Origin of the sequence: Bacillus sp. FSL R7-0646 (assembly GCF_037969865.1) — a bacterium.
GTDB classification, from domain to species: domain Bacteria; phylum Bacillota; class Bacilli; order Bacillales; family Bacillaceae; genus Bacillus; species Bacillus licheniformis.
In genome coordinates this window covers 2380981-2396515 of record NZ_CP150217.1, presented here as the reverse complement: position 1 = coordinate 2396515, position 15535 = coordinate 2380981, and the positions used below count along the sequence as shown (strand labels likewise).

The 15535-nt window shown below is 46.3% G+C and carries 16 protein-coding genes and 1 riboswitch; of the genes, 14 read left to right on the top strand and 2 right to left on the bottom strand.

The features are described 5' to 3' along the window. Window positions 1-9: 9 nt before the first annotated feature. From spoVAD to MKY62_RS12320, 4 genes are read left to right on the top strand one after another with little or no spacing between them, the layout of a single operon-like run. Window positions 10-1029 carry a stage V sporulation protein AD gene (gene spoVAD, locus MKY62_RS12335; RefSeq protein WP_003183153.1) on the top strand — a complete coding sequence of 340 codons (1020 nt, stop codon included), beginning with the start codon at window positions 10-12 and terminating at the stop codon, window positions 1027-1029. A gap of 1 nt (window position 1030) precedes the next feature. Next, a complete protein-coding gene (spoVAE, locus tag MKY62_RS12330) occupies window positions 1031-1381 on the top strand; it encodes a stage V sporulation protein AE (RefSeq protein WP_003183151.1) in 351 nt (116 codons plus the stop codon). A gap of 6 nt (window positions 1382-1387) precedes the next feature. Continuing rightward, window positions 1388-1990, top strand: coding sequence for a stage V sporulation protein AE (locus MKY62_RS12325; RefSeq protein WP_003183148.1), 603 nt, complete (start codon window positions 1388-1390; stop codon window positions 1988-1990). Beyond that, window positions 1950-3422 carry a spore germination protein gene (locus tag MKY62_RS12320; RefSeq protein WP_003183145.1) on the top strand — a complete coding sequence of 491 codons (1473 nt, stop codon included), beginning with the start codon at window positions 1950-1952 and terminating at the stop codon, window positions 3420-3422. The genes MKY62_RS12325 and MKY62_RS12320 overlap by 41 nt, the downstream gene beginning before the upstream one ends. Before the next feature lie 44 nt (window positions 3423-3466). Here MKY62_RS12320 and MKY62_RS12315 read toward each other — a convergent pair whose 3' ends face one another. Then, complete coding sequence (locus MKY62_RS12315) at window positions 3467-3796, bottom strand: hypothetical protein (protein WP_003183143.1); 330 nt, start codon at window positions 3794-3796, stop codon at window positions 3467-3469. 363 nt (window positions 3797-4159) lie between these two features. Between MKY62_RS12315 and lysA the strand changes: the two genes are divergently transcribed. Further along, the gene (gene lysA / locus MKY62_RS12310) at window positions 4160-5479 is read left to right on the top strand and encodes a diaminopimelate decarboxylase (protein ID WP_003183141.1); all 1320 of its coding nucleotides are present in this window, start codon (window positions 4160-4162) and stop codon (window positions 5477-5479) included. A 238-nt stretch (window positions 5480-5717) separates the two neighbouring features. Continuing rightward, complete coding sequence (locus MKY62_RS12305; protein ID WP_003183139.1) at window positions 5718-6578, top strand: poly-gamma-glutamate hydrolase family protein; 861 nt, start codon at window positions 5718-5720, stop codon at window positions 6576-6578. Here the strand turns inward: MKY62_RS12305 and MKY62_RS12300 are convergent. Then, entirely contained in the window at window positions 6575-7471 is an 897-nt protein-coding gene (locus MKY62_RS12300; protein WP_011198086.1) for a DUF1002 domain-containing protein, read from the bottom strand. The two genes, MKY62_RS12305 and MKY62_RS12300, sit on opposite strands and share 4 nt — an antisense overlap. Before the next feature lie 336 nt (window positions 7472-7807). Between MKY62_RS12300 and MKY62_RS12295 the strand changes: the two genes are divergently transcribed. The 8 genes from MKY62_RS12295 (at window position 7808) to ribE (ending at window position 15525) form a co-directional block, all read left to right on the top strand. Beyond that, window positions 7808-8245, top strand: coding sequence for a peptidylprolyl isomerase (locus MKY62_RS12295; RefSeq protein WP_003183133.1), 438 nt, complete (start codon window positions 7808-7810; stop codon window positions 8243-8245). Window positions 8246-8475: 230 nt separating this feature from the next. Continuing rightward, entirely contained in the window at window positions 8476-9606 is a 1131-nt protein-coding gene (locus tag MKY62_RS12290; RefSeq protein WP_009327959.1) for a Rap family tetratricopeptide repeat protein, read from the top strand. Next, window positions 9596-9901 (top strand): hypothetical protein, encoded by a 306-nt coding sequence (locus tag MKY62_RS12285; protein WP_003183128.1) that lies wholly within the window; start codon window positions 9596-9598, stop codon window positions 9899-9901. The genes MKY62_RS12290 and MKY62_RS12285 overlap by 11 nt, the downstream gene beginning before the upstream one ends. Before the next feature lie 158 nt (window positions 9902-10059). Continuing rightward, the gene (locus MKY62_RS12280) at window positions 10060-10497 is read left to right on the top strand and encodes an Hsp20/alpha crystallin family protein (RefSeq protein WP_003183127.1); all 438 of its coding nucleotides are present in this window, start codon (window positions 10060-10062) and stop codon (window positions 10495-10497) included. 126 nt (window positions 10498-10623) lie between these two features. Next, window positions 10624-12810: an RNA ligase gene (locus MKY62_RS12275; RefSeq protein ID WP_003183125.1), complete on the top strand. Its 2187-nt coding sequence runs from the start codon at window positions 10624-10626 to the stop codon at window positions 12808-12810. A 262-nt stretch (window positions 12811-13072) separates the two neighbouring features. Continuing rightward, the gene (locus MKY62_RS12270; protein WP_003183123.1) at window positions 13073-13417 is read left to right on the top strand and encodes a hypothetical protein; all 345 of its coding nucleotides are present in this window, start codon (window positions 13073-13075) and stop codon (window positions 13415-13417) included. Window positions 13418-13518: 101 nt separating this feature from the next. Beyond that, a riboswitch (FMN riboswitch) is annotated at window positions 13519-13669 on the top strand. 108 nt (window positions 13670-13777) lie between these two features. Then, window positions 13778-14866: a bifunctional diaminohydroxyphosphoribosylaminopyrimidine deaminase/5-amino-6-(5-phosphoribosylamino)uracil reductase RibD gene (gene ribD / locus MKY62_RS12265; protein ID WP_003183120.1), complete on the top strand. Its 1089-nt coding sequence runs from the start codon at window positions 13778-13780 to the stop codon at window positions 14864-14866. 11 nt (window positions 14867-14877) lie between these two features. Beyond that, the gene (gene ribE / locus MKY62_RS12260) at window positions 14878-15525 is read left to right on the top strand and encodes a riboflavin synthase (protein WP_003183118.1); all 648 of its coding nucleotides are present in this window, start codon (window positions 14878-14880) and stop codon (window positions 15523-15525) included. The last annotated feature ends 10 nt before the right edge of the window (window positions 15526-15535 follow it).

Sequence of the window (15535 nt, the reverse complement as noted above, 5' to 3'; positions counted from 1 at the left end):
GAAAACATCATGAAATTAACAGGAAAACAAACATGGGAATTCGAGAACCCGCTGTTTGTTAACTCAAGCGGAACAGCGGTCGGTCCCAAAGAAAAAGAAGGTCCTCTTGGACACTTATTTGACAAAAGCTATGATGAAATGCACTGCAACCAGAAAAACTGGGAAATGGCAGAGCGCAAGCTGATGGAGGATGCGGTTCAGTCCGCGTTATCAAAACAAAATCTTAAAAAGGAAGACATCGATATCTTTTTGGCTGGCGATCTGCTCAACCAAAACGTGACAGCCAACTATGTGGCGCGGCATTTGAAAATTCCTTTTCTCTGCTTATTTGGAGCATGCTCGACATCAATGGAATCGATCGCGATCAGTTCGGCGTTGATTGACGGGGGTTTCGCAAAGCGCGCCCTAGCGGCAACCAGCAGCCATAATGCTACGGCAGAAAGGCAGTTCCGCTACCCGACGGAATACGGGGGGCAAAAACCGGGAACCGCGACTTCGACAGTGACCGGAAGCGGAGCGGTCGTCCTCAGCCAGCAGCCCGGCGGAATTAAAATTACAAGCGCAACTGTCGGAAGGGTTATCGACTTGGGGATTACCGATTCGCAAGATATGGGGTCGGCGATGGCACCCGCTGCTGCGGATACGGTCAAGCAGCATTTGGAGGATCTGGGACGCACCCCTGATGATTACGATCTGATCTTAACCGGCGACCTTTCAGGCGTCGGCAGCCCGATTTTGAAGGATCTGTTAAAAGAGGAAGGAATCAATGTCGGGACAAAACATAATGACTGCGGGCTGATGATCTATACGCCTGACCAGCAAGTTTTTGCAGGTGGAAGCGGATGCGCTTGTTCCGCGGTCGTCACCTTTGCCCATATTTTCAAAGAAATTGAAGCGGGAAGGCTGAACAGAGTGCTTGTTGTCGCGACAGGCGCCCTTTTAAGCCCGACGATCATCCAGCAAAAAGAATCGATACCATGCATTGCCCATGGCGTCGTATTTGAACGGGCCGAAAGGGGGAACGCTTAAGATGGAGTATGTCATTGCTTTTATTGCAGGCGGGCTGATTTGCGTCATCGGACAGCTCTTGCTTGATATCTTCAAAATGACGCCGGCTCATGTCATGTCAACTTTTGTCGTATCTGGAGCGATCCTTGACGGATTCGGCATTTACGACCGTTTTATCGAATTTGCCGGTGCCGGGGCTACAGTCCCGATTGTCAGCTTCGGCCACTCTCTTTTGCACGGCGCGATGCACCAGGCTGAGAAACATGGCTTTATCGGAATCGGCATGGGGATATTTGAACTGACATCTGCCGGTATATCTGCCGCTATCTTGTTCGCTTTTCTTGTTGCCGTGATTTTTAAACCGAAAGGATAAAGGAAAATGCCAGCAAAACGCAAGGTCATTTTGGTCACAGACGGCGATATATACGCTGCAAAAGCAATCGAATATGCAGCAAGAAAAACGGGTGGCCGCTGCATTTCCCAATCGGCGGGGAATCCGAGCGTTAAAACAGGACCGGAGCTTGTAACCATGATCCTGCAAACCCCTCATGATCCTGTATTCGTCATGTTTGATGATTCCGGACTTCAAGGTGAAGGCCCGGGAGAGACAGCTATGAAATATGTAGCGATGCATCCCGATATCGAGGTGCTCGGAGTCATCGCCGTCGCTTCAAAAACTCATTATGCAGAGTGGACGAGAGTCGATGTATCAATCGATGCAGAAGGCGAACTGACAGAGTACGGCGTCGATAAACACGGGGTCAAAGAGTTCGATGTCAAACGAATGAATGGTGATACAGTCTATTGCCTTGACCAGCTGGATGTTCCGATCATTGTCGGAATCGGTGATATCGGTAAGATGAACAGAAAAGACGATGTGGAAAAAGGTTCGCCGATTACAATGAAAGCGGTCGAGCTCATTTTAGAAAGGAGCGGGTATCATGAGTGCTCAAAAGCAAGAGAAGACGAACGTATTCCTTGATCCTTCTAAGAATGAAGCGTATTTCAAGAAGCGGGTCGGCATGGGAGAAAGCTTTGACCTTGGCGTACGGAAGGTCTTTATTCTCGGACATGAAGTTCAGCTTTATTATGTCAACGGATTGTGCGACACACAATACATCATTCACCTGTTAAGAGAACTGGTGCATCTGAATGATAAAGAAAAAGAATCGGGCGAGGTCGAAGACATCGTCGAAAACAGGCTTTTGAACCAGCAGGTTTCAAAAGCGGAAACGCTTGATGAAGCTGTCGACCAAGTGTTGTCAGGACTGGTTGCCATCATCGTCGAAGATGCGGGCTTTGCTTTTATCATCGATGTCAGAAGCTACCCGGGCAGAACGCCGGAAGAACCTGATACAGAAAAAGTCGTACGCGGTGCAAGGGACGGACTCGTCGAGAACATCATCGTCAACACAGCCCTGATTAGACGCCGGATCAGAGATGAGCGCTTGCGCTACAAAATGCTTCATATCGGTGAACGCTCTAAAACAGACATCTGCCTCTGCTATTTGGAAGACGTTGCAGATCCCGATCTTGTTGAAGTATTAAAAAAAGAAATTGAAGATGTGAAGATCGACGGGCTGCCGATGTCGGATAAATCGGTAGAGGAATTCCTGGTCGGCCAAGGCTACAATCCGTTTCCGCTTGTCAGGTTTACGGAAAGGGCAGACGTAGCCGCAAGCCATATTTTAGAGGGGCATGTCATCGTGATCGTCGATACGTCGCCAAGCGTCATCATCACACCGACCACTTTGTTTCACCATGTTCAGCATGCTGAGGAATACAGACAGACGCCGGCTGTTGGGACGTTTTTAAGGTGGGTGCGGTTTTTCGGTATTTTGGCCTCCACCTTTTTGCTGCCGCTTTGGCTGCTGTTTGTCATTCATCCGTCGCTCTTGCCTGATAATTTATCGTTTATCGGGTTGAATAAAGACACCCATATTCCGATTATCATGCAGATTTTCCTGGCGGATCTCGGCGTCGAATTTTTAAGAATGGCCGCCATTCATACGCCGACGGCGCTTTCGACTGCAATGGGCCTGATCGCCGCTGTATTGATCGGCGATATCGCGATCAATGTCGGCTTGTTTTCTCCCGAAGTCATTTTATACGTTTCCCTCTCGGCAATCGGAGCCTACACGACACCAAGCTACGAGCTGAGCCTGGCGAATAAAATGGTGAAGCTGTTTATGCTGATATTGGTGGCGCTTTTTAAAGTGGAGGGATTTGTCATCGGATTAACGATCTTAACTATAGTGATGACTTCGATCAGGTCATTGCGAACGCCTTACTTATGGCCTCTCCTCCCGTTCAATGGAAAAGCGTTTTGGCATGTTCTCGTGCGCACGTCCGTTCCAGGGGGAAAAGTCAGGCCGAGCATCGTTCATCCGAGAAACCGCTCCAGACAGCCGTGAAGCCGGCATTCGAAGAGGCTTTTCCCCGGGGAAAAGCCTCTTTTTCAATAATCGAATTCCGGTCTTTGAGTACCGATGCCTCTGTATTCATTGGCAGAGATCGCGACTGCCCGGAGGCTGCAGATGTTGTTCTGTCTTCTGATCGGATAGACGACATACAGCATTTCGCGGCCGTACGGGTCAATCGTTGACGAATGAAGGAAAACCTCAGTTCCTCTCCGCCAAAATCTCGTATTCGCCGGAGCTGTAATAATCTGCCCTTCATAAGGCTCATAAATTCTCTGTTCATAATGCGCAGCCGGCTGATAAGGGGCGTATACATCTTCAGGTGCATAGCCGGGAGCGGGGGTGTAGGGATAACGATTTGGATACATATGATAACCTCTTTCCCACTTCGTTTTTTGGTTTTCATCTTTAAGATTATATTCAGGTAAATGCCTATTTGTATGGGCGAAAATCTCAGCTTTTCGGCTCTTTTTTTATTGAATGGACGTTGTGTATGCCTATTTCTATCAAGCGCTGTTTTCTGTTATTCTATAATCAATAGAATGGATTAGTTGTTTAGGGAATCATTTCCTTTATAAATCAAGAAAATTTGGACAAATGGTGGTTTAGTTTTTAAAACGAAATGTTATAATACAACATAAGAATCGCACTATCATGAAGCCGGAAGATGCATCGGGCAGCAACCGGAGCGCCCCTTGCACCTTTGTCGATAGAGAAAGAGGGAATGACAATTGTTTTTACACGGTACTAGCAGACAAAATGAAAGAGGGCACCTCGAAATCGGCGGTGTCGATGTTCTATCATTGGCAGAAAGATACGGAACACCTCTTTATGTATACGATGTCGCGCTGATTAGAGAGCGCGCCCGAAAATTCCAGAAGGCATTCAAGGAAGCCGGTTTAAAAGCGCAGGTAGCGTATGCAAGCAAGGCGTTTTCATCGGTTGCCATGATTCAGCTTGCCGAACAAGAGGGGCTGTCTCTGGATGTGGTATCGGGAGGAGAGCTTTTCACTGCGATCAAAGCAGGGTTCCCAGCTGAGCGGATTCATTTTCACGGAAACAATAAGAGCCCTGAAGAACTAGCCATGGCGCTGGAGCATCAAATCGGCTGCATCGTGCTCGATAACTTTCACGAGATCGCCATTACAGAAGATCTTTGCAAGCGATCAGGACAAACTGTAGACGTTTTGCTCAGAATCACTCCGGGAGTTGAAGCGCACACGCACGATTATATTACGACGGGGCAGGAAGATTCCAAATTCGGTTTTGATCTGCATAATGGACAGGTCGAACAAGCCATCGAACAAGTCCTCCGCTCGTCTGCGTTTAAGCTCCTCGGCGTGCACTGCCACATCGGTTCGCAAATTTTTGATACGGCAGGATTTGTCCTTGCAGCAGACAAGATTTTCGAGAAGCTTGCGGAATGGCGGGAGACTTACTCTTTCATTCCGGAAGTGCTCAATCTTGGCGGGGGCTTCGGCATCCGCTATACAAAAGACGACGAGCCGCTTGCAGCTGATGTTTATGTTGAAAAAATCATCGAGGCGGTCAAAGCAAATGCCGAGCATTTCGGCTTTGACATCCCTGAGATTTGGATCGAACCAGGCCGGTCTCTCGTCGGTGATGCGGGGACTACGCTGTACACGATCGGTTCTCAAAAAGAGGTGCCGGGCATTCGCAAATATGTAGCCATCGACGGCGGCATGAGCGATAATATCAGGCCGGCGCTTTATGAGGCAAAATATGAAGCAGCCGTCGCCAACAGGATGAACGATGCTTGTCATGATACCGCATCAATCGCAGGAAAATGCTGCGAAAGCGGAGATATGCTGATTTGGGATTTGGAAATCCCCGAAGTTCGCGACGGAGATGTGCTCGCCGTTTTCTGCACCGGTGCGTACGGCTACAGCATGGCCAACAACTACAACCGCATTCCGCGCCCGGCCGTCGTCTTTGTCGAGGACGGGGAAGCGCAGCTCGTCATTCAGAGAGAGACGTATGAGGATATCGTCAAGCTGGATCTGCCGCTGAAATCGAAAGTCAAACAATAAAAAAATGGAGATTCCCTAAGAGGGGGGTCTCCATTTTTAATTCAAGCACGAAAAACACTTCCCGGTGATCGGGAGGTGTTTTTTGTTAAAAAGATCATGACATGCATAGAACAGCGACCGGGCTAATTGTATATAATATTGTGAATTTAACAAAAAATTTACAAAGGAGATGATAAAGGCAATGACCAGGGTGAAAAGGATGAGATTTGCTGATTTGTTGGATTTAGAGGCGGAGTAGATGAAACCGGCCAAAGTATCCCTACTCCACCGATTGCTCCAGTGCCTGAAGCAATGTGTTGATTGTAACACAGTAAATCGTTTTACAGCAATAAACATTTTTGTGAATATTTTATTGATTTCGGCTGTGATCTCATTCCCATATTCTGCTGCGGCCCATGGCGCAACACAGTCCGGCGATCAATATTCAAGCTTTGAAGAATTGGAGCGGAATGAAGATCCAGCTTCTTACCGAATTACGGAGAAGAACGCAAGAGTGCCGATGCTCATCATGGCCATCCATGGAGGCGGCATCGAACCCGGAACGAGCGAAATCGCCAATGAAGTGTCCAAAAACTATTCCCTGTACTTGTTTGAAGGGCTGAAATCATCAGGCAATACGGACCTTCACATTACAAGCACGCGTTTTGACGAGCCAGCGGCGCTCGCAATTACTGCAAGCCACCAGTATGTCATGTCGCTCCACGGCTATTACAGTGAAGACCGCGATATTAAAGTAGGCGGCACAGACCGCGCTAAAATCAGAATATTGGTTGATGAGCTGAACCGCTCGGGGTTTGCCGCTGAAATGCTGGGGACAGATGACAAGTATGCCGGAACCCATCCGAATAACATCGCCAACAAGTCGCTTTCCGGGCTGAGCATTCAGCTTGAAATGAGCACGGGTTTCCGCAAATCTTTATTCGACCGGTTTACACTAAAAGACAGGGCGGCGACGCAAAACGAAACGTTTTACCGATTTACAAAGCTGCTGACAGATTTTATTCATGAAAACTATGAAGAAGACGGAGGGGATTTCCCCTCTGCAAAAATAAAACACCCCCTTCAAGTGAAAAAGGAGGTGTTTCGGCGGTTGTGTTAACCGTTGGACTCTGAGGTGCCGCCGCCGGTGAATACGGAAACGATGGCGTTCCACAGAGACACAAAGAAGTCGATCAGTTTTTGAAGAAAGTTTTGTCCTTCTTCAGAATCCAAGAATTTCGTGATTTTATCCTTTGCTTTGTCAAGCTGGTCTCCAACCTGGTTCCAGTCGATATTAATATTTTTCATGTTATTAAATAAAGATATAAGAGAGTTTTTCTGATCTTCTGTGAGTGTCACGCCAAGTTCGGAAGCAGCCGAATCAATCGTTTTCTCCAATTCCTCTTTTGACTCGGGAACTCCGTTTTTCGAGATTTCTTCCTTGACTTTGGCCATCAGCGCTGACGCGTTTTCACTGCCGATTTTCTCGCCAAGCTCTGAAGTGGTGACAAGCTCTTCATTCGCGACCTTTTTCACATCTTCGGAAATTTTTTCGCCCGAAGTCGTTTCATACGCTTTCATCAATCCGGTTAAAGCGGCTGTGCCTGACACTTCAAACGGAGCGGTGACATAGACTTTGGCGTCTTTTACACCGGCCGTCATCAGCGCGTTCAAATACATCTCATCTGTAATTCTGCTGATATTGTGTGTCTGAACTTCCAAACCGGTGCCTTTTTTCGCTACGGTAATTGAAGAAGAAGAAATCGCTCTTGTTCCAATTTGTGCTTTCGGTATATAATCCCCTAAATATTTATGCTCCTCATCATTTGTCACCTCGATGATGGTCGCATTTTCAGGCGCATTCATTTCTTTTAATACTTTTTGTCTGTCCTGGCTTGACAAGTCTTTCCCCAGCGTGACGATGACATCACCCACTGCGGCGTCAGCGAAGCTGACCTGCGGGAAAATGAGCAGACACAATGCTGTAAAGATTCCTAGTATCGATTTTTTCAAGCTCAATGCCCTCCTTAAAAATGCAGGCTTCAGGCAGAATTGCTGTACTTTTAAAGAAGCCTGCCGGAACGGAAATAATGCGTTCCGAAATATAGACGGATGAAAGATGAGTGAGGTTTCAAAGAAAAAAAGAGAGAATTTTCTCTTCAAGTCAAATGCCCTCCCGGCATCGTATCTCGCCGCTCTTTTATCATTCATGATTTTCACAGGCGATTCAACCTTTTTTTAAAATTTTTTACAAAAACGATACAAGAGCGGCGTTTATTTCGGTCGATTGGCTCTCTGCTTCTTCAATATGATATAATGACCCTTGTGAAATGAAAGGAGAGAATCAAGATGGCTAAAAAAGGATACATACAACTGACAAACGGCAAAAAAATCGAGTTTGAACTATATCCGGATGCGGCGCCGGGAACTGTCGCCAACTTTGAAAAACTTGCAAACGAAGGGTTCTATGACGGGCTGAAGTTCCACCGCGTCATCCCGGGCTTCGTCAGCCAGGGAGGCTGCCCGCACGGCACCGGAACAGGCGGACCTGGATATACGATTAAATGCGAGACAGAAGGGAATCCGCACAAACACGAAGCCGGTTCTCTCTCAATGGCTCACGCAGGAAAAGATACCGGAGGCAGCCAATTCTTTATCGTCCATGAGCCTCAGCCGCACTTGAACGGCGTTCACACCGTTTTCGGAAAGGTCACATCAGGCCTTGATGCCGTCACTTCAATGGAGCAGGGACAAGGCATGGAAAAAGTCGAAGTATTTGATGCATAATCAGAGAGCGCAAAAAACAGCCCGCTTAGCCGGGCTGTTTTTTTGTCTGTAACGGTGTTTATTTTCCAGGTGCAACAGGACTTGAGGCCGATTCTTCGTCCACATCCTGATAGGAAATAACGATGCTAATAAATAAAATAATTGTGAAAAAATGACCCTTTATGTAAAATATATTCAAGTGAAGAGCTAGATAGAGAACGCAATCTGTAAAAAAGGAAGGGGCGTAAGGGGTGAGCGTAAAAATCCCATCGACGGCAGTCGGCGTAAAAATTAATGACTGGTATAACGCGATACGTAAATTCAACGTCACGGACGCCGAAATGCTGAAGGCAGAAATTGAGCGCGAAATTTCTCAAATGGAAGAGGATCAAGACTTATTATTGTATTACGCCTTAATGGAATTCAGACACAGAATCATGCTTGATTACGTAAAACCTTTGGAAGAAGGCGAAACCCCGCCTGACTTTTCTGAAATATTAAAAGATATCGAAGATGAACAAGGAAAGCTGACAGGCCTGCTCGAATATTATTTTAACTTTTTTAGAGGGATGTATGAATATAAAAACCATGATTATATTAAAGCGATCTCTTTTTACAGGCGCGCCGAAAAAAAGCTGCTGCACGTCGAGGACGAAATAGAGAGAGCCGAGTTTCATTTTAAAATGGCTGAAGTGTTTTATCATATGAAACAGAGCCATGTGTCGATGAACTATGCGCTTCAAGCGATTGAAACCTATCAGGCGCATGAAACCTACACGGTTCGGAGAATCCAATGCGAGTTCGTCATCGCAGGGAACTATGACGATTTAGAGTCGAATGAAAAAGCGCTGTCACATCTTGAAAAGGCGCTGAAGCTTTCACAGCAAGAAGGCCAGCTCATATTGGAAGGACACACCTATTACAATTTGGGAAACTGCTATTATAAGATGGGGGATTTCGATCAGGCAGCCGAGTACTTCAACAGGGCTGCTGCGATTTATCAAGAAGAGTCATCAGATATTCTTCCAAAAGCGTTTTTCAGTCTTGCACTTGCATATTTCAAGTTGAAGCAGCTGGAAAAGGCGGATGACGCGTTAAACAAAGGAATTGACATCGCCCGCCGATCAGACGATGCGATCTACCTTTCAAAATTTCATTTTTTAAAAGCTTTGTATGTTGATGATGACGGCAGGGCTCCAATGCTGGAGACATTTCAGCTGCTCGGGTCAAAAAAGATGTATCCCGATATTGAGGACTTGGCATTGGAAGCAGCTGAATACTATAATGAAATTGGGCGCTTGAGCGACTCTGTTTATTTCTATCAAACGGTATTCAGTGCTCGAAAACAAATGAAAAAAGGGGACTGGTCGTATGAAATCTAAACTGTTGTTAACCGCCGCTGCTTCAGTAGCAGGACTTTCTTTGGCAAGTGCTGCGCTGATGACGCAAACAGATGGTGTGAAGGTCGCCGAGAGAAACGTCACATCCGCGCCAATGCAAATCGCAGAGAGAAATGTAACATCAGCACCGGTGCAAGTCGCTGAGAGAAATGTAACGTCCGCGCCAGTGCAAATCGCAGAGAGAAACGTAACATCCGCACCGGTACAAGTTGCTGAGAGAAACGTAACATCTGTCAAAACGTCACCGATTCATATCGGAGAACGAAACGTAACATAATATTTCAGTAAAAGAGCAGTGCTTGGTCTATATCAGCACTGCTCTTTTTATGTCCGCTAAAAAGCCTCTTCTTCCCTGAGCTTGACCTCATATTGGCATGCATAAATCAAAGCGTACAAGAAATCATAAGGTTATGAAAACATGAAGGAGGAAAGAAAATGCCGTTAGTACCTTACGAACCATTTAAACATTTGAATACGATCAGAAGAGAGTTTGATCGGGTGTTTGCCGATTTTCCGGCAAACTTTGGAGGAGAGCACGGCTTTGGCGATATCAGGGTTGATGTGCATGAAGCCGGGAATGAAATCGTCGCCTCCTGCGATATCCCGGGCCTTGAAAGCAAAGAAGATGTTCATATTGAGGTTGAAAACAATATGCTTCATATCAGCGGAATCATCAACAGGTCAAGCGAAGTAAAAGAGGAAAACATGCACCGGAAAGAACGATTTACAGGCCGTTTTCACAGGGCAGTCGCGCTTCCTGCTCCCGTCAGCCGTGAAGGAATAAGAGCTTCTTATAGGAACGGCGTGCTTGAAGTGAGAATGCCGAAAGACAAGCCCGACGAAAAAAAGAGGATAGATGTGGAATTTCATTAAGGACACAAAAGGTCCCCTTTATGGGGATCTTTTTTATTTGTTTTTGAAACAAATAGCAAAAAATTACGTATATTCTTGGAAGGAATGCTAAAATTAACTCATCAGAACTGAATAAGGAGATCAACAATGAGGACTTTAGTACTGCTTAGAGGCTGCCCTGGCACCGGAAAATCAACCTGGATCAGGGATCATCAATTGAATCAATATACGCTGTCTGCCGATCAGCTGAGGCTGATCCATCAGTCACCAGTGTTAAATTTGGAAGGGAAATACGACATTTCCCAAAAAAATGACGGCAAGGTATGGAAGCTTTTGTTCAGCCTGCTTGAAGAAAGGATGGAGAGGGGAGAATTCACGATCGTTGATGCCACACATGCAAAACAAAGCATGATTTCCGGCTATAAAGCTCTCGTTTTAAAGTATCGCTACAGAGCGTATGTGGTTGATTTTTCCAATGTTCCGCTTGAGACCGCCCTGTTGAGAAACCGCGAGAGGGCTGAGCATAAGCGGGTGCCAGACAGCGTGGTTCACGCCATGCACGAGCGGATTTTATCCGAACCGGCGCCTTCCTGGACAACAGTGATCAAGCCGGAAGAATTTGCCGATGCTATGCAGTATAAGCCGAGGCGGCTTGACAGCTACAAAAAAATACATGTCATCGGGGATGTGCACGGCTGTTTTACGGTGCTTGATTCCTATTTGAAAGGCAGACTCGAAGATGACGAGTTATATATTTTTACAGGCGATATGGTTGATAGAGGAATAGAAAACGCAAAAGTCGTCCAATTCCTTCTCCGTATCAAAGACCGCAAAAATGTGATTTTGCTCGAAGGAAATCATGATAAATATTTAAAGCAATACGGGCATGACGAAGTAACAAGAAGCAGCGTATTCAACAAGAAGACAAAACCAGAATTAGACGAAGCAGGTTTTGACAAGAGAGATATCAGGGAACTGGCCAGGCGCTTCCACCAAATTGCCTACTTCACGTATGGACAAGACACTTACATCATCACGCACGGCGGCATTTCCGCGCTCCCTGACAACCTTCTGTTTACGGCTACCAGCCAGCTGATCAACGGTGTCGGCGGATATGAGACAGATATCGACCATGTCTTTACGAAAAATATGGAAGGGCGGAACATCATTCAAATCCACGGGCACAGAAACATGTTCCGACTTCCAGTGCATGCAGCTGCAAAATCATATAACCTGGAAGGGCAGGTGGAGCACGGCGGGCATTTAAGAGTTGTCACCATTGATCGGTCGGGAATTCAAACACACGAAATAAAAAATGATGTGTTTAAAACTTCCGCTCCTCCGCTTACTTCTCATCACGCGCACGAGGAGCTGACGGTCGAACATTTTCTAAAGCATTTGGACGAACATGATTATGTGTCTGAGCAAAAACTAGCCGGCGGCATTTCCTCTTTTAACTTTACGAGAAAGGCTTTTCAGGAGAGAAAATGGGACAGCGTCAGCATGAAGGCAAGAGGGCTGTTTATTAATAGAAACACGAATGAAATCGTCAGCAGAAGCTACAACAAATTTTTCAACATCGAGGAGCGTCTGACGACGAAAATGCATGTTCTCGTTAACACGCTGCGCTTTCCGGTCACCGTCTATGATAAGGCGAATGGATTTTTGGGAACGGTCGGCTACAATTCTGAAACCGATGAGCTTGTCTTCACCTCAAAATCCTATACATCAAGCGGACAAAAAGACGGCCATGCGAAATGGGTGGAAGAGCTGTTTTACAAAACGTTTGACGCATCTCAAACAGAGGCTATGAAAGAATATGTGAAAAAACGCAATGTTTCGTTAGTGTTTGAAGTCGTGCTGCCAGAAAAAGATCCGCACATTATCGAGTACGAATCGGACAAGCTTGTCCTTCTCGACATTGTCAAGAGGCAGATGAAATATGAAAAGCTGCTGTATGAAGACGTCCTTCGTTTTGCGGAGACATTCCGCGTAGAATGTAAGCAAAAAGTCATTACTTTTCATCAGTGGACCGATTTTTATAAATGGTACCTGTCTGTGTCAAATGACCCGTCGATTGAAGAGGAAGGATATGTGATTGAAGACTCGGCAGGATTTATGACAAAATTAAAACTGCCTTTCTATCAATATTGGAAGTTCATCCGCGGAATCAAACACAGACTCGGCGCGGCTGCTGCTCGCTCGCCCCAACACGAGGCACTGTTCCATTCCGAGCATGTGAAGTTTCTCGCCTGGGCAAAAACAAAAGACAGCGAGTATTTTAAAAATCAGTCTGTTATCGCCATCCGAAACGACTTTTACAACGAAACCTGAAGCGAAGAAGACAGAACAAACGGTTTTTTGAAATGTAGTGATTTAGACTCGATTTTTAAGCTTGTTTTCGCAAACACCCCTAAATCAGAATGTACATTCGTAGGTTATAAGTAGTATTTCGTCTGAATATGAAACGATTTCCCTTCATTTTGCGTTATACTTAAAAACCACATATTTTCCGTCTGAATCGAACATGTTTTATTTCATCATTCATAGGAAATAAACATAGGATAGTTCAGAACGTGTTCTGGAGGTTTTGATCATGGGGAAAATAAAATTCAAGCTCACGGTTCTGCTCGTTTTGGCTGCCGTACTGGCCGGAGGCTTTTATTATTTAAAAAACGGAAGCGTTCAGGATGTCTCAACGGCGCTCAGCCAAACCGTCTCATCTGAGGAAAAGAACTATACCATTTATCAATATAAGATCACCAAAATTGACGGGACTGAATACCACGGGGTATCAGATAACGGAACGAAGATCATTTTCAATGCGAAAAATCTTAACCAGGATCTGTCCGACATTAAAGAAGGAGACAAAGTAAAGGCCTACTTCTCTAATGCCAACAGAATCGACGGATTAATAAAAGTCGTCAAGGTGGCAGAATAAAAACCCTCTGTTTTTCAGAGGGTTTTTCTGTGCAAGCAGTTTTCATTGCAATTTTAATATGCGGCCGCTATAATTACGCATAAGGACAAGTAAATATCGATTGTATCCTTCGGGGCTGGGTGAAAATCCCGACCGGCGGTAATAAAGCGAGAGACAGCTTTAGAGCCCGTGACCCGCTGTGCTTCGTGCAAAGCGGTGGATTCAGTGAAAAGCTGAAGCCGACAGTGAAAGTCTGGATGGGAGAAGGATGAAGAGACTATGTAAAAAATAATGAATAAGCATAGTTTTATTTCTCATGCACAAAAACAACCCCCGGATCAACATCCGGGGTTATTTTTTTGAAAGAAGGGAGGGAAATTCATGACGGATGCGCATTATATGAATCTTGCATTGGAGCTGGCGAGGCAGGGCGAAGGCCAGACCGGGGCCAATCCGCTTGTCGGAGCGGTTGTCGTCAAAGACGGCGAAGTGGTCGGAATGGGAGCCCATTTAAAATACGGAGAAGCACATGCAGAAGTGCACGCCATTCAAATGGCAGGCCGCCATGCGGAAGGAGCCGTCATCTATGTGACGCTTGAACCGTGCAGCCATTACGGCAAAACGCCTCCTTGCGCGGAACTGATTATTCGTTCCGGTTTGAAGCGGGTGGTCGTGGCTGCGGAAGATCCGAATCCGCTCGTTTCCGGAAGAGGAATCGAGATGCTGAGAAGCGCCGGGATCGAGGTGGAAACAGGCGTTCTCAAAGAACAGGCGGAAGAGCTGAATGAAAAGTTCATGCATTTTATGCGGACAGGCCTTCCGTATGTGACATTAAAAGCCGCTGCAAGCCTTGACGGCAAAACCGCCACCGCAACAGGCGACAGCAAATGGATTACTTCTGAAGAAGCGCGGATGGATGCTCACCAATACCGAAAAAACCACCAGTGTATTTTAGTCGGATCGGGCACAATAAAAGCAGACGACCCAAGTTTGACATGCCGTCTCCCCGGTGCGGTGAATCAGCCGGTGCGCGTCGTTCTCGATACGACGCTGTCAATCCCGCTCCAGTCAAAAGTGATTCAGGATAAAGAAGCGCCTACTTGGATTTACACGACGTCCAAGGCAGATCCCGAAAAGGTTCGGAACGTGGAAAAAGAAGGTGTGCAGGTAACCGTGCTCGATGCGGATGAACTTCAGGTGCGCGACGTGCTTCTGCACCTTGCAGACCGCGGCATCGCTTCAGTCTTTGTCGAAGGAGGCGCAACGGTTCACGCAAGCTTCGTCAAAGAAGGACTCTATCAGCAAATAATCTTCTATCTTGCCCCTAAATTAATCGGAGGGCTGCAATCTCCCAGCATCCTCTCCGGTGAAGGCTTTCAATCGATGAAAGATGTCCCCTTACTGCAATTCACAACCATTACCAAGGTCGGCCAGGATATAAAGCTGGCAGCAAGACCGATAAAAGAATAAGGCGGTGACATATGTTTACAGGCATCATTGAAGAAGTCGGAACGATTTTGGACATGAAAAAGGCGGGAAGCGCCATGTCTTTAGTCATTCAATCCAACAAAGTGATCGAAGATGTGAAGCTCGGCGACAGCATTGCTGTCAACGGAGTCTGCCTGACCGTAAATGAGTTCGGTTCCAGCAGTTTCACGGCGGATGTCATGCTTGAAACGCTGAAAGCAACATCACTCGGCACATTGAAAAAAGGAAGCCGCGTCAATCTTGAACGGGCGATGGCGGCAAACGGCCGCTTCGGCGGGCATATGGTTTCGGGGCATGTCGACGGCACTGCATCGATCGTTCGCATAGAAAAAGCGGCAAACACCGTATACTATGATTTAAAACTTGACCCTTCACTGGCCAAAATGCTTGTGTTAAAAGGTTCGATCGCCGTAGACGGCGTCAGCCTCACCATATTCGGACTGACGGAGGATCAGGTAACAGTCTCGCTTATCCCGCACACATTGGATGAAACGATTTTTCCTGCAAAAAAGGTCGGAAGCATCGTCAACATCGAGTGCGATATGATCGGCAAATACATTTACCGCTTTCTCCACCAAACAAAACAAGAAAAACAGGCACAGGCATTGACTGAAGCATTCTTTAAAGAAAACGGGTTTTAAATGAAAGGAG

What these genes read in the sequence shown, in the direction of transcription:
- spoVAD (WP_003183153.1), top strand. Translation starts at nt 10, where the DNA reads ATGAAATTAACAGGAAAACAAACATGGGAATTCGAGAACCCGCTGTTT.
- spoVAE (WP_003183151.1), top strand. Translation starts at nt 1,031, where the DNA reads ATGGAGTATGTCATTGCTTTTATTGCAGGCGGGCTGATTTGCGTCATC.
- MKY62_RS12325 (WP_003183148.1), top strand. Translation starts at nt 1,388, where the DNA reads ATGCCAGCAAAACGCAAGGTCATTTTGGTCACAGACGGCGATATATAC.
- MKY62_RS12320 (WP_003183145.1), top strand. Translation starts at nt 1,950, where the DNA reads ATGAGTGCTCAAAAGCAAGAGAAGACGAACGTATTCCTTGATCCTTCT.
- MKY62_RS12315 (WP_003183143.1), bottom strand. Translation starts at nt 3,796, where the DNA reads ATGTATCCAAATCGTTATCCCTACACCCCCGCTCCCGGCTATGCACCT.
- MKY62_RS12305 (WP_003183139.1), top strand. Translation starts at nt 5,718, where the DNA reads ATGAAACCGGCCAAAGTATCCCTACTCCACCGATTGCTCCAGTGCCTG.
- MKY62_RS12295 (WP_003183133.1), top strand. Translation starts at nt 7,808, where the DNA reads ATGGCTAAAAAAGGATACATACAACTGACAAACGGCAAAAAAATCGAG.
- MKY62_RS12285 (WP_003183128.1), top strand. Translation starts at nt 9,596, where the DNA reads ATGAAATCTAAACTGTTGTTAACCGCCGCTGCTTCAGTAGCAGGACTT.
- MKY62_RS12280 (WP_003183127.1), top strand. Translation starts at nt 10,060, where the DNA reads ATGCCGTTAGTACCTTACGAACCATTTAAACATTTGAATACGATCAGA.
- MKY62_RS12275 (WP_003183125.1), top strand. Translation starts at nt 10,624, where the DNA reads ATGAGGACTTTAGTACTGCTTAGAGGCTGCCCTGGCACCGGAAAATCA.
- MKY62_RS12270 (WP_003183123.1), top strand. Translation starts at nt 13,073, where the DNA reads ATGGGGAAAATAAAATTCAAGCTCACGGTTCTGCTCGTTTTGGCTGCC.
- ribD (WP_003183120.1), top strand. Translation starts at nt 13,778, where the DNA reads ATGACGGATGCGCATTATATGAATCTTGCATTGGAGCTGGCGAGGCAG.
- ribE (WP_003183118.1), top strand. Translation starts at nt 14,878, where the DNA reads ATGTTTACAGGCATCATTGAAGAAGTCGGAACGATTTTGGACATGAAA.